At 44.5% G+C, this 14,661-nt stretch carries 7 protein-coding genes and 1 tRNA gene; 3 read left to right on the forward strand and 5 right to left on the reverse strand.

Features of this window, described 5'->3' with window-relative positions:
- Positions 1 to 132 precede the first annotated feature (132 nt).
- The 4 genes from AB4307_RS13160 to AB4307_RS13175 all read right to left on the reverse strand — a co-directional run bounded on the left by AB4307_RS13160 (position 133) and on the right by AB4307_RS13175 (position 6,914).
- The gene (locus AB4307_RS13160; RefSeq protein ID WP_136973536.1) at positions 133 to 1,137 is read right to left on the reverse strand and encodes a substrate-binding domain-containing protein; all 1,005 of its coding nucleotides are present in this window, start codon (positions 1,135 to 1,137) and stop codon (positions 133 to 135) included.
- A gap of 299 nt (positions 1,138 to 1,436) precedes the next feature.
- On the reverse strand, positions 1,437 to 4,538 hold the full coding sequence (locus AB4307_RS13165; RefSeq protein WP_372132047.1) for a beta-galactosidase: 3,102 nt from the start codon (positions 4,536 to 4,538) through the stop codon (positions 1,437 to 1,439).
- 121 nt (positions 4,539 to 4,659) lie between these two features.
- A complete protein-coding gene (locus AB4307_RS13170) occupies positions 4,660 to 5,562 on the reverse strand; it encodes a MalM family protein (RefSeq protein ID WP_372110616.1) in 903 nt (300 codons plus the stop codon).
- Between the two features lie 107 nt (positions 5,563 to 5,669).
- Positions 5,670 to 6,914, reverse strand: coding sequence for a carbohydrate porin (locus AB4307_RS13175; protein ID WP_136973539.1), 1,245 nt, complete (start codon positions 6,912 to 6,914; stop codon positions 5,670 to 5,672).
- Positions 6,915 to 7,745: 831 nt separating this feature from the next.
- Here AB4307_RS13175 and AB4307_RS13180 point away from each other — a divergent pair.
- The gene (locus tag AB4307_RS13180) at positions 7,746 to 9,863 is read left to right on the forward strand and encodes an alpha-galactosidase (RefSeq protein ID WP_102321133.1); all 2,118 of its coding nucleotides are present in this window, start codon (positions 7,746 to 7,748) and stop codon (positions 9,861 to 9,863) included.
- A 475-nt stretch (positions 9,864 to 10,338) separates the two neighbouring features.
- Positions 10,339 to 11,712, forward strand: coding sequence for a melibiose:sodium transporter MelB (melB, locus tag AB4307_RS13185; protein WP_102394332.1), 1,374 nt, complete (start codon positions 10,339 to 10,341; stop codon positions 11,710 to 11,712).
- 170 nt (positions 11,713 to 11,882) lie between these two features.
- On the opposite strand, the gene AB4307_RS13190 is transcribed toward melB, so the two are convergent.
- Positions 11,883 to 11,958: transfer RNA gene (locus AB4307_RS13190), tRNA-Asn, on the reverse strand.
- A 508-nt stretch (positions 11,959 to 12,466) separates the two neighbouring features.
- Between AB4307_RS13190 and uvrB the strand changes: the two genes are divergently transcribed.
- Positions 12,467 to 14,497, forward strand: coding sequence for an excinuclease ABC subunit UvrB (gene uvrB / locus AB4307_RS13195; RefSeq protein WP_372126065.1), 2,031 nt, complete (start codon positions 12,467 to 12,469; stop codon positions 14,495 to 14,497).
- Positions 14,498 to 14,661: the final 164 nt, after the last annotated feature.

Here is a 14,661-nt window from a genome sequence, read left to right on the forward strand (position 1 = left end):
GTATAGGTGGGTATTTGCGGGGAATGAAAAATAAGATTAACTCAATGATAACTCATCGAATCAATCCTATTTTCTTTGTTGTAAAAAGTGTCGAGGAACGAAATGACTTAGTCTTTATGAACCTGAGCTTTCTCAATTAATGTTTCGAACAGAGGCTCTGCGCACCAAAATTGGCATAAATAGCTTATGTTCCGTGTGTTCTTTTGGCTCGTCACTTGCGAGTTGCAGAGAGAGCTTAACCGCTTGATTAGCCATGACTTGAATTGGGTAACGAATGGTGGTCAATCGAGGGTAGATGAAGCGAGCAATGTGGCCGTCATCAAACCCAATAACTGATATATCTTCTGGAATACGAACGCCATTTTCTTGTAATAACGCCAAACAGCCTGCTGCCATGTAGTCGTTATACGTTGCAATGGCTGTGATATCTGTGTTTTTTGCCATTAAGTTAACCATGGCTTGCTCACCGCCTAGCTCGTCAGGTTCACCATATTCGATGTACTCATCGTTCGATTCAATACCGTGATCTTTCAATGCATCCAAATAGCCACCTAAGCGGTCGTGAGCATCTTCAATATCGTGACTCGAGCAGATGTAGCCAATGTGCTTGTGGCCGTTTTTAATCAAATACTCAGTCGCGATGTAAGAGCCGCGGCGGTTGTCGAGAGCAATACAGCGGTGTTCGATATCGGGAACAATTCGGTTGATGAGAACTAAGCCGGGCACTTCATTGGCTAGCTTAACCAATTCTTCGTCGCTAATGCCTTTGCTATGAACCACGAGTGATTCGCAGCGGCTGTTGATCAGCAAGTTAATCGCATTACGCTCTTTGGTCGCGTCATGGTAGCCGCTGCCAATCAGTAGCTGCTTTTCTTGCTCACTTGCCACGGTATCAATGGCTTTGATCATCGAGCCGAAGAACGGGGCAGAAACATCATTAACCAGTACACCAATCGCGTTTGAAGATTTGCTGACCAATGCACGGGCGTTGGCATTTGGGCGATAGCCGAGTTTTTCCATAGCGGCTTTTACCGCCGCAATTGCGGTTTCACTGGTGTGAGGTGCATTGTTGATTACTCGAGAGGTGGTCGCGATTGATACGCCTGCTTCCTTCGCAACATCTTTAATGGTAGCCATTCCGCTCTCTTATTCTGAATATAATGCTGTGTGCTGGTGGTTGGACATTTAACAACGGATAGTTAGGCAATTCAAATATTAAACATCAAATATGACGAGGTTTGATGGTTTATTTTTGATTGGCTGACTAGTTTGAAAATAATAAGCCAAGCTCTAGATTTGAGCTTGGTTTTTGAGTCACATTGGCGTGTGGACTGCTGTCGTGTGAGCTGTTGTCGCGTGAAGTAAGGTAATCACAGGTAACCCAAAGTAATAGGGGAACCAAGTGGCTTAGAGCAAGCCGCTTGGTCCGAATCTACTTACGATGCGCTTGTTAGCGTAACCTGATAACGATATTGATTGTCGGTGAGTTGAAACTCTTGGTGAACACTTGGACTCCAAGAATCATCACCACCAACACCCATATGTTGGTGATCTACGCGTACATAGATTTTCTCTTCACGAGTCAGGTCATTGGTATGCTTAGCATCCGTTAATTGTTGCTGGCTGTACTGACTCACACTGAATGAAAAATCGCCTTCGATCCCGATATTTCCTACATTCAAGTTTTTGGTTCCGCAACGTAACCCGCTATCGGTTGGGAATATATACGGCGTATGCATCTGATCCAGTGTCTGTTTGTGTAAACCGAATCGAGCAGCAGCCAAACGGTCTGGATAGTTTTCAAAAGGACCTAATCCCAGCCACGATACTGGAGTTTCATTGGCAGTTTCGAGTGGTAAAGGTAGCTCCATCTCAAGACCAATGCGTGGCATCGGTGGTAAGTGATCGGCTAAGTTGACATCAACCGCGATATTCATTTCGCCTAGGTTATTTAAGGTGTATTGCCATTTGGTAATCGCTTGGATTTGGCCATTAAATTGGTAGGCGAATACTGACGCAACTTGTACTGAGTCTGCGAGCGCTTGCACGACACAACTTGTACACTGACGCTCCCATTGACCAATGCCTGCAAGTTCCCAGCGACAAGCCCATGCATTTGGGTCGATGTTGTCTATCTCACTGATACCAATGTCGTTATCAAGTGGCGCGCGATAGAAGTTATCGACAGGTGCCTTGATAACTTGCGGTTGCCCATCAACGATCCAGTGGGTCAACAATCCACTCTCTGTATCCCATTGCCATTGATGTGTTTCATCTAGGCTAGACACGACCACTTTATTGTCTTGCTGATGTAACTGGGGAGCCAAAGCATTTGCCGTGATCGGGAGTTGCAAGCCAGCATGGTTACGTAAAGCAAATTGCTCCGTCGCACAAACATGGCCTTCCCCTGCCCACTTGGTTGAATGAGTCAGAGTAATATCGGTGTTGAGATGATATTCGGCTTGTGCTTTTGGTGTGAAAGCGAGGTCAATTACCAGCTCTTGTTTACTATCTTCAGCAACGGATAAGACTTGTTGCCCTGATTGAATCACGATGCCATTTTCGAGCAATCGCCAGCGTAAGATTTCATTGTCAGTCGCTCGGAACAGGTTTTCATTGGTTACCGTTAGGCGGCATTGATCTTCAGTTTGCTCTGCTAACGTCACATTGATCATTCTCTGGCAGTATTTCGCCTCTTCCAAGGTCGGGTGTACGCTGCGATCTGGGAAGATCAAACCGTTGATGCAGAACTGACGGTCGTTGATGACATCGCCAAAGTCTCCACCGTAGGCCCAGAAGTGTTCACCGTTTTCATCCCATTGGCTTAGTCCTTGGTCAACCCAATCCCAGATGAAACCGCCTTGTAGGCGAGGATATTCTCGGAATGCATCCCAGTAATCATTAAAGCTACCCAAACTGTTACCCATTGCGTGTGCGTATTCACAAAGAATAAGCGGGCGTTGCTCGTTAGGCAGAGAAACCCATTTCTTGATAGACCATTTTGGAACGGCATCGTCTTCGATAGTGCTGTTAACGCGTGCGTACATTGGCGCAATGATATCGGTCGCTGTGGTATTTGAACCACCGCCTTCATACTGTACCGGGCGAGAAGGATCGTACTGTTTCGACCAAGCATACATCGCATTGTGGCTGCTGCCGTGCCCTGACTCGTTGCCCAAAGACCAGATGATGATAGAAGGGTGGTTCTTATCACGCATGACCATTTGCGTATAGCGACTCATATAAGCGTGTGCCCATTGCGGATCCGCAGACAAGCGATTCATAGGCTGCATGCCATGGGTCTCGATGTTCGCTTCATCACACACATATAAACCGTATTCGTCACACAGCTCGTACCATCGTGGGTGGTTAGGGTAGTGAGCGGTGCGCACAGCATTGAAGTTGTACTGCTTCATTAGACAGATATCGCGGATCATGTCTTCTTCTGTCATCACATGCCCCAACTCTGGGTGATGCTCATGACGGTTGACGCCGCGAATCAATAGCGGTTTGCCGTTTAGCTTTAGCTGACCGTCTGTCATTTCGACTTTACGGAATCCAACTTGATAAGCTTCACTTTCTATGTGGTTACCTTGCCTATCAAGCAATGACACGACAATTCGGTAAAGGTTAGGAACTTCTGCGCTCCATTTCTTCGGATCTCGAACATGAAGAGTTTGGAATACCACATCATCGTAGGTGCCACGCTCGTCAATTCGTCGATTATGAGGGCGATCGATAAGCGGTTCAGTCACCGCGTTTTCACCGTCAAACAGTTGAACCTGAACTTGGTAAGTGTCTGGTGCCGTAATTTTGGTGACAATAGACAGTGAACCATCGCGATAGCATGCGTCTAAGTCCGGCGTAACGAACACATCTTCAATGCACTGCTTTGGTTTAGCTAGTAAGGTCACATCACGGAAAATACCGCTTAGCCACCACATATCTTGGTCTTCTAAATAGCTACCATCACACCAACGTATCACCATGACAGAAAGCGTATTGTCGCCAACCGTTAGATACTGAGTTAAGTCGAACTCGGCAGGTAAGCGGCTATCTTGGCTGTAACCAACCCAATTGCCATTACACCAAAGATGAAAAGCGGAATTGACGCCATCAAAGATAATACGTTGGGTGTTCTTTAGGTCATTTTTAGTCAACGTAATTTGAGTGCGGTAACAACCGGTTGGGTTTTCTGCCGGTACAAACGGTGGGTTCACTTCAAATGGGTATTTTACGTTGGCGTAGATAGGTTTATCGTAGCCTTGCATTTGCCAGTTCGATGGTACGGTAATCTCGTCCCATTGTGAGTCATTGAAACTTGTTTCGATAAATTCACCGTCAACTTGTTCAGGTGCATCAAAGTATTTGAACTTCCATTGTCCATTAAGAGATTTACGTTGTGACTCAATGCCGTCTCGAGCGTGCTTAAGGTTGCGGTAGCTTGATAATGGGCTGTGCGCATTAAGGCAGTGGATATTCACAGACTGTGGGTTTTCCCAATCGCGTCTTTGGATGATGTTTGAAAATGCCTTCATGGTATTCCTACTCTTAAAGTGTTCAATATGGGTAATAATTCTATTAAGTCATCGGTCTTTTAAGCCGTGATGACCGTTATCAAATCGTTGGTTATGCGTATTGTTCTGTTGGCTTATTCAGCTATTCAGCGAGCTGTTTTAATAAATAATCTTTTGCTTCGGGTATGCCCTGTTCGGCCGCTTGATTAGCAATAAATGCAGCTTGTTTGATGTCATTGTTGTTTAGGGCTTGGTCAATGTCTTTTTGGATATTCAGCCATTGCGCCTTTTGATTGGTTTCAATTGTCTGATTTGATGGTTGAGAAACTTGCTTTGAACCTAAGGTTTCGGGTTCATTGTCGGATGAAACACCAAGCTCAGCCAATAGAGTCAAAACCGCACTGTTTGTTGATTTGCTCGCCGTAACATCAATGACACCTACGTAGCTCAACGTCGCAGTCAACGGCAGTTGCTTATTGCCAATAACCTGCTGAGATTCTGAATACAGATCTTCAGGATGAATTCGATTGATGGCGCTATCTAACTTAGTGCTATCGGCGCTGACCACAATAAATTGCGCGTTGTCTCGTTGAGGTTCGAGTGCAATTGATGCTTCAATTCTTTCTAACCCTTGCATCGTTGTCGGGTAGTAAGTGAAGTCGTTAGTACTGTATTGACCAAGCAGTCGCCATTGTTTGTCAAAGACATAAATAGACGGTGCGAATAGCGCATCATTTTTAATGTATGAACGAATGAGCAAGGACAGCGATTCTGTCGTGTCACTGATTTGGTACGCGATGGTCGGAAAGCGTTGGCTATCCGCTTGTGTATTGTCATTTAACAATGAAGAGGAAAGGGTCGGTAAATGACCGTCCATAATCACTTGTTGGTGGAATGGAACAGACAATTGCGTCATTGGCAGCGCACTTAGCTGAGAGCAGCATGCACTCTCATTGAAATCAGTATTAAGTTCCTTTTCAGGTATTCCGCTGCATGCGCTAACTGTGAGTGCCGCGACAATGATCACCAATGATTTTAATTTCATCTGATTGCTACCTTAGTAAAGGGGAAAACATCGGCTTTCCCCGTTAAATTGCTATTCCAGTGTTGAGCGTCAATTCGTTGATTGAACAGACGCTCGGGTGTGGTGGTTTACCACCAAGTTTCTACGTTGAAACCAAAGGTAATTTCATCGACGGTCTCTGCATTGATGCTCGTCGCCGTGCCATACACTTCGTTACCACGGTCCCATTCGTTGTTGGATTCAGAGTACGTCGCAAAAATACGAATAGATGGACGAGCCCATACCCCTTTTCCAGCTTGGAACATTTGAGCCACGGTCACTTTATACATATCGTTGGTGCCCGAGCCGTTTTGAGCTTCTACCGTTTCGTAACCCACCTCTAATGCTGTCGACATGTAATCTGTCCAAGCATATTGAGGACGAGCTCCGACACTGAACCACTTCTCACCATCGTTGTTATCTAGGTTTTTGTCTTGATAAGCGATGGAGTACATCACTTGAACATCTTCACTGATATTCAAGTCACCGTGGTTAAATAGGCGCCAGCTAGAACCATCGTGTTCCACACCCGTGCTGTATTTTCTGTTTGATCCACCTTCAGCACTCATTAATCCACCTGCCAACGCATCGGTACCATATTGGAAGGCCAAGGTGTTTGAACCGTAGTTCCAAGCTTGACGGTAAAGAGCAGAGAGCATTGCGCCAGAAGTAGTAATGTCTTTATCGTCGTAGCTTGAGTTCTGCGTGGTTACGTAGTTTAGGCCGAGTGTTAGGTCTGCTGTTTCACTTAGCTCAATGCCACTTAAGCGGGCATCGATGTTATGAAGGCTGCGTCCATCGTCACTTGAAGAGTTTGGTGCCATCCAAGCTAAGTGAGCATCAGCAAAGCCGAGATCCCAATCTTCAATACCAAGACCGGTGCTGGATGTATCCCAGTACTTCACATCTATCATGTGGACTTCGTGGCGACGGTAAAAACGTTCACCGGCCCAAATTTTTGCGTTGGGTTGGCCGTCGATAAGCCCATGGCCTGCTGACCAAAGCTGAATCGTACTCACGTCTCCCCAGCTATCTCCACTGCCTAGATAAATCGTGGTGTCAAAATAGGCGTCATTGTCACGCCATACATCGGCTTTCACTCCCGCTTCCCACCAATTTAGTTCATTACCTAAACGGTAGTTACCGTAACCTTGGCCCGCTCGAATAACGTCGTTGCGTTCTCCTTTGCCGTCGTTATGTTGGTCATTATCGGTGTAGATGTTTCCCCATTTTGCATAACCAAAATACGTTACGTTCTCCACTGCAGCGAAGCTGACTAATGGGGCGAGGGACAGAGTGAATCCTAATGCTTTGACTAGCATTTTTTGTTTCATGAAGTGTCTCCATTATTTTTTATTTATGGATATTTTTATGTTTGAGTCCTAACTCGAGCGAGAGTGTAAATAAACTCTGGAAACGTTTTCATGATGAAGTTGGCATTTTTATGCTATTGATGGGTTTGTGATTATTTTGTGTGATTTTGATCTGATTATTGGGCTTGTATAGGTGTTTTTACGCTAGGTTTTGTGATTTTAAAGTGGAATCGTTTTCTTTACTCAGTGCTATGTGGTGGTTTAGAGGGAGTGATTATGCTGTTGGTTGTCTTGGAATTTGAGGTGAAGCGGGTTTGAGGTACTTTGAGTGTCGGGTTGTTCGAGGGCTTTGAGGAAAAGCAGCCCAGTTAATGATAACTGGGCTCGTGAGACAAGGAAGTAAGTATCAAAGCAAATGCAGCAGCAAGGCTACAAGCATCGTGTTCTGTACCGTCAAGCTGGAATGTAAAAGTTAGGACCCAGAGAGACACTTCATAGATGTACTCGAAGATCTAAGAATACGAGTGTGATGTGATCAGTTCAAGAGGAAATGTATTTTAGCCTATGTGTTAATGGGAACTTTGATTTAATATACTGAATTTAAAAGATTAAATTGCCATTAATTATCGTTTTATATTGCTTTATTTAGAGTGGAAAGTTCAATTCTACCTAGAGGTAGGCAATATGAGATGGAATGGTGGTCAATCTAAATCTTTGAATTAGGAGCTATTTACCAAAGTTATCAGTCTTGAATATTTACTGGAAACGTTTTCATGATTTCGAGTTTGATCACAGAAACTCTGGGCTTAATAATTATGATACGGGGTAATTAAACGCGTTAAGGTTAAAAAAATGACGAATAAATCCCTAATTGATATTACCGGTCAACACTCGCAACTGATTGTAGAACTTGGCGATTTTGCCGAAATTCTTCATTGGGGAGCTCCCGTTCGTGGTGATTTAGCTAGCTTCCGTGTTTCTCTTGAAAGACCGGTTCCATACGGCCGCCTTGATAATGATGTTGCTATGTCTCTGAGCCCAGAGCTCGGGCGCGGTGTTTTCAGCAGTCCGGCATTAGAAGGGCACCGAGACGGATTGGACTGGGCGCCTGTTTTCTCTATTACGGATGTTCAACAAACACCATCTAGCCTAATCATTGAGAGTGAAGATATACGTGCAGGCTTACGTTTAACAACCGAGTTATGCCTCGATAAACATGATGTTGTGAAATCTCGTCACACCTTAACCAACGTTAAAGCCGGCCTTTATCAGGTGAACCGTCTCGCCAATACTTTGCCATTACCAGCAAGAGCTAATGAGTTGATGACGTACTACGGCCGCTGGGTACATGAGTTCCAAACGGTGCGTCAACCCTTACAGCAAGGGGGCTATCAGCAAGAAAATCGTCGCGGAAGAACGTCTCATGAACATTATCCAGCGATGGTTGTCGGTACCGCTAACTTTAATGAAATGGCAGGTGATGTGTGGGGGATTCACTTCGCTTGGAGTGGTAACCACAGACTGCGCGCGGATGTAAAAGCAGACGGTCGTCGCTACGTGCAAGCGGAAGTTATTTATCTACCGGGTGAGATTACATTGGATGAAGGTGAAAGCTTAACGACACCTTGGTTATATGCCAGTTTCAGTTCGGAAGGCTTAAATGGAATGAGCCATCAGTTCCACTCCCATGTGCGTTGTTCCATCTTGCCGGAGTCTTTCGCACAAAAGCCTCGACCTATCCATCTTAATACTTGGGAAGGCATCTATTTTGACCATGATCCTGATTATATTATGTCGATGGCTAGCCAAGCCGCGGATATGGGAGTAGAGCGTTTTATCATTGACGATGGCTGGTTCAAAGGGCGCTGCGGAGACAAGGCTGCGCTAGGGGATTGGTTCTTAGATGAAGAAAAATACCCAAATGGTTTAGATCCGATAGTTGAGCACGTTAATCAGTTGGGTATGGAGTTTGGATTGTGGTTCGAACCTGAGATGATCAATAAGGATTCTGACTTATACCGAGCCCATCCAGACTGGTTGCTTGCGGTTGACGGCTATGACCAACCAACGGGTCGTAATCAATATGTTATCGATCTTCAGAATCAACAAGCATTCGACTTTTTGTTTGAGCGTCTTGACCACTTCTTAAGTCAGTACAACATTGCTTACATTAAGTGGGATATGAACCGAGAAGTTGTACAACCTGCGCATCTAGGCAGGGCTGCGGCTCATCAACAAACCGCTCGTTATTATGAGTTGGTCGATAAAGTCCGAGAGAAGCACCCAATGGTTGATATTGAATCGTGTGCGGCTGGTGGTGGTCGTATCGATTTTGAGGTTCTTAAGCGTACGCAACGTTTTTGGGCGTCTGATAACAATGACGCGCTGGAAAGACAAACGATTCAGCGTGGGATGAGTTACTTCTTCCCCCCTGAGGTAATGGGAAGCCATATTGGTGCGAGCCACTGCCACAGCACTCGTCGTCGTCATAGTATTGAGTTTCGTGGTCTAACAGCACTGTTTGGTCATATGGGGATTGAATTAGATCCTGTGAAAGAAGTGCAAGAAGAGAAGCAGGGCTTTGAACACTACATCAAGCTACATAAGATGCTGCGCCCGTTACTGCATAGCGGGAGAACTTGGCGAGTTCCAACGGACGATAGTGCCCATCAAATCCATGCGGTCGTCTCCGAAGATGTGTCAGAAGCTGTGGTGATGATTGCACAGCTTGCGATGCCAACCAATTCATTGAGTGGTCATTTGCGTATACCTGGGCTAGATCCACAAAGTTTATACAAGGTATCTGTGATTGATAAACCGTCAAATTACGATGATATTGTGAATTATCAACCGCCATGGACAGAGTCTTGCTGTGAATTATCAGGTGCTTGGTGTGCCGAGGTGGGGCTGACGATGCCAATACTTGACGCAGAAACAGCGATGCTGATTAAGTTTGAACGTATCGAGTAAGTTTTAGCATAGGCTTTATATTTGATGAACCGCGTAGGTGAAATTACGCGGTTTTTTATTGCCTTTAATAAGCCGTCATGAACTATCAAATCAATTTGATGTGCCCGTATAGATTGGAGAACTGTAGGTATTCCCAGCGTGATACTGTACTTATGTAATCGTTCTCATGCGTTACTTCACACAATGAACTGTTTTGAGCACTTTAATTAGCGATATTCTCTATCAATTCGAGGGTTTTATTGTTCGATCTCTCACTTTGGATATTTGACTGAAAACGTTTCCATGGAGTGGTTGTTGATCACAGTATCTGTTCGTTGGAATGGTTACATTAGCATCGGACTTGATACTTGAGTGTTTTAAGAAGCGACCACAGAGTGGCTCTAAAACAGAACTTGAGTGGATAAATTATTATAAATAAAAGGTAAGCGTTTCAACGTCTGTTAGGAGATGAAGTTACGCGCCTGAAGGAAATACTATGTCTGATCAAATTACTCTACAAACCAAATTATCGTATGGACTTGGGGCTTTAGGTAAAGACTTTGCCTGTGCTCCAATCTACATCTTCTTAATGTTTTACTTCACCGATGTTGCTGGGCTGTCAGCGGCATTTGTGGGTACTATCTTTTTGGCCGCGCGCATTGTCGACGCGGTGACCGACCCAATGATGGGCGTTATCGTTGATAACACACGCTCTAAGTTTGGTAAATTCCGTCCTTGGATAGTGATTGGAACCCTGTTAAATGCTGTAGTGCTTGTTGGTCTTTTTAGTACGCATATGTTTGAAGGCACTACGTTATACATTTATGCAGCGGCTGCTTATATTCTGTGGGGCCTTACGTACACTATTATGGACATTCCATATTGGTCTTTGATTCCTGCACTATCGAGCTCTCGTCAAGAACGTGAAAAGTTGGTTGTTTGGCCACGATTATTTGCTAGCTTGGCGTGGTTTATTACGGGTACTTACGGGCTACATATTGTCGGTAAACTGGGTGACGGCGACCAAGGACAAGGTTTCTTCAACGTTGCTATGTTGATTGCTGTGCTGTTCGTGATGAGTGCATTCTTGATTGCTCGCAACGTAAAAGAAAAATCGGCACCAGCAAATGCGAAACCAGCTGAGCGTTTCAGCTTTAAAGATGTAATGGTTATCATTGGTAAGAATGACCAACTAAAAGCACTTATTGGTACCGTATTGTCGTTCCAAATAGCAAACTTGTTGGTGGGTGGTTTTGCGATTTACTACTTCTCTTACGCTTTAGGCAACGCTGACTTGTTCCCCGTTTATATGATGGTGGCAGGTATCGCTGAAGTTGCAGGCGTATTCTTGTTCCCTCGTATTGCATCAGTGTTACCACGCAAACACCTATGGGTTATCGCTTGTGGCTTCCCAGTGCTGTCTTGTACCACTCTACTTATCATGGGCTTTATCGCTCCAGGTAACGCGATTCTAATCGGTATCGCAGGTGCTGCTATCAAGTTTGGTGTGGGTATCGCTAACGCACTGCAAACTGTAATGCTTGCCGATGTTGTTGATTACGGTGAACACAAAACGGGTCGTCGCAGTGAGAGTGTTATCTTCTCTGTTCAAACTATGCTTGTTAAGTTTGCAGGCGCGGCTGGTGGTTTTATTGTTGGTATGGGCTTGTCTGTGGTGGGTTATGTACCAAACGTGGAACAGTCTGACAGCACTATCATGGGACTGCAGTTTATGATGGTAGGTTTACCAGCGATTCTAATGACGGTAAGTGCTCTTGTTTATAAGCGCTACTACCACCTGCATGAAGGATTTGATCAAGACCAAGCCGGTAAAGAGACTCAGACAAATGTTGTTACAGCAGAAGCATAACCGCTAAACGACGTCTAATCTAGAATAAAGCTCAGTTTAGTCACTAAGCCCAAACGCCTCCTTGTGAGGCGTTTTTTTATGGATGTGAGTTAATCAAAGCTGTGCCTGTAGGGATTTTGTTTCGACTAAAACGCAAAAAGCCGCATCGAATGATGCGGCTTCTTTAAATTTGGCTCCCCTTGCAAGACTTGAACTTGCGACATACGGATTAACAGTCCGCCGTTCTACCAACTGAACTAAAGGGGAATTGCTTGTTAGCGACGCGAATTCTAATAATTGTCCGGATTTCTGTCAATAAAAAATATCAGAAAAAAGTAAGATAAAAAACTTTACTTTCTTGAACGCCTTATAGGATTTAGCTTTGCTTTAGTTATCCACCAAAATTGTGGATAAGTGTGTGTGTGAAACTTTAACAACAATAATCGGGATAAATCGAAAAATGTAAAAACCTTATCTAACGTAATGTATTTAAAAGATTTATAGCAAAATGTCGCAATTGTATAACTTTTGTAGATTATAAAACGAACAGTAAAACAAGCGGTATTTTTAGGTTTTTTGGGGAAAAGTAGTGGATTAAAATTCGAGTAATTTAGCTGGGGAAACTTTGCAGGGCACGGATAATACCAAGTTCTAAAAATAAAAGCTATAACTGATCTCTGATCTTAAGATGCATTTCTCTAGATAATTGTTGCAACGACACTCCTCCTAGAGTGACAATGACCTGATTAAAAAAACAGTATGGAAATGGCGACCTATGAGTAAACTCTTTGACTTGGTATCGGACTACAGCCCGTCCGGTGATCAGCCGACAGCGATAACCAAATTACTAGACGGATTAGATTCTGGTTTGGCACATCAAACTCTACTAGGGGTAACGGGCTCAGGTAAAACCTTTACCCTTGCCAACGTCATTTCCCAATCTCAAAGACCTGCGATTCTGTTAGCGCCTAACAAGACATTGGCGGCTCAACTTTACGGTGAGATGAAATCTTTCTTTCCAAACAATGCCGTTGAGTATTTCGTTTCTTACTACGATTACTACCAACCTGAAGCCTACGTTCCAACCACGGACACGTTCATCGAGAAAGATGCGTCTGTGAACGCTCATATCGAACAAATGAGGCTTTCGGCAACCAAAGCCTTATTAGAACGAAAAGACGCCATCATTGTGGCTTCTGTGTCGGCTATCTACGGTCTGGGTGATCCTAAGTCTTATTTGAAGATGATGCTTCATTTGAGTCGTGGCGAGGTGATGGATCAGCGAGACATCCTGCGTCGATTGGCTGAGCTGCAATATTCAAGAAACGATGTCGCCTTTGAACGTGGTCAGTTCCGTGTTCGTGGTGAGGTGATTGATATCTTTCCGGCTGAATCTGACCAAGATGCGGTTCGAATTGAGATGTTCGATGACGAAGTGGACTGCATTAGTATTTTTGATCCTCTGACTGGTGCGGTGAAACAAAGAGACTTGCCGCGCTTTACGGTTTATCCAAAAACTCACTATGTAACGCCAAGAGAAAAAATCCTTGAGGCGATTGAGAACATCAAGGACGAACTGCGCGATCGTGCTCAATACTTAAAAGACAACAATAAGCTTTTGGAAGAGCAGCGTATCTCTCAAAGAACTCAGTTTGATATTGAGATGATGACCGAGCTTGGCTTCTGTTCCGGTATCGAAAACTATTCACGATACTTGAGCGGCCGTGCGGAAGGGGAAGCGCCGCCAACGTTATTTGACTACCTGCCTGATGATGGTTTGCTGATCATCGATGAGTCACACGTGACTGTGCCGCAAATTGGTGCGATGTATAAAGGTGACCGTTCTCGTAAAGAAACCTTGGTCGAGTTTGGTTTTAGACTGCCTTCTGCATTGGATAACCGTCCAATGAAGTTTGAAGAATTTGAGTCTATAGCCCCACAAACGATTTTTGTGTCGGCAACACCAGGTAATTACGAGATTGAAAAATCAGATGGCGAGATTGCTGATCAAGTGGTACGTCCTACTGGTCTGTTAGACCCAATCATCGAAGTAAGACCTGTCGCGACGCAGGTGGATGACTTGCTGTCTGAAATCAGAATCCGTTCAGTGAAAGAAGAGCGTGTTTTGGTTACCACGTTGACCAAGAGAATGGCAGAAGACTTAACCGAATACCTAAATGAGCACGGCGTTAAAGTGCGTTACTTGCACTCGGATATCGATACCGTTGAGCGTGTAGAGATCATCCGAGACCTACGTTTGGGCAAGTTCGATGTGTTAGTGGGCATTAACTTACTTCGTGAAGGTTTGGATATGCCTGAAGTGTCGCTGGTGGCGATTCTTGATGCAGATAAAGAGGGCTTCTTGCGTTCTGAGCGTTCTCTGATTCAAACCATTGGTCGTGCTGCTCGTAACTTGGAAGGTCGAGCAATCCTTTATGGTGATTCGATTACTAAGTCGATGAGAAAAGCGATTGATGAAACCGATCGTCGTCGCGAGAAACAGCAAGCCTACAACGAAGAGCAAGGCATCACTCCGCAAGCGTTGAAACGCAATATCAAAGACATTATGGAACTGGGTGATCTAACCAAGTCGAAGCAGCAGCGCCAATCGAAACAAGTTCCACTATCTAAGGTGGCAGAGCCTTCTGAAAGTTATGCAGTACTTACGCCGCAACAGCTTGATAAAGAGATCAGCAAGCTAGAATCTGCGATGTATCAGCATGCTCAGAATCTGGAATTTGAATTGGCCGCACAGAAGCGTGATGAAATTGATCAGTTAAGAAAGCAGTTTATTACCAACAGCTAATCTCACTTTTCGCTCGAGAATTGATCCCCCTCAACACAAGAATTGAGAGTGTTTCAGACAAAAAAACAGCCAGTAGTAAATGTTCTACTGGCTTACGTTTGTGAACAATCGGTCCACTAACAACGTCAGTTGGCTAGGTGACCCGAAGGTCATTTATACCGTTG

Origin of the sequence: Vibrio sp. 10N.261.52.C2 (genome assembly GCF_041471425.1) — a bacterium.
Classification (GTDB): domain Bacteria; phylum Pseudomonadota; class Gammaproteobacteria; order Enterobacterales; family Vibrionaceae; genus Vibrio; species Vibrio crassostreae_C.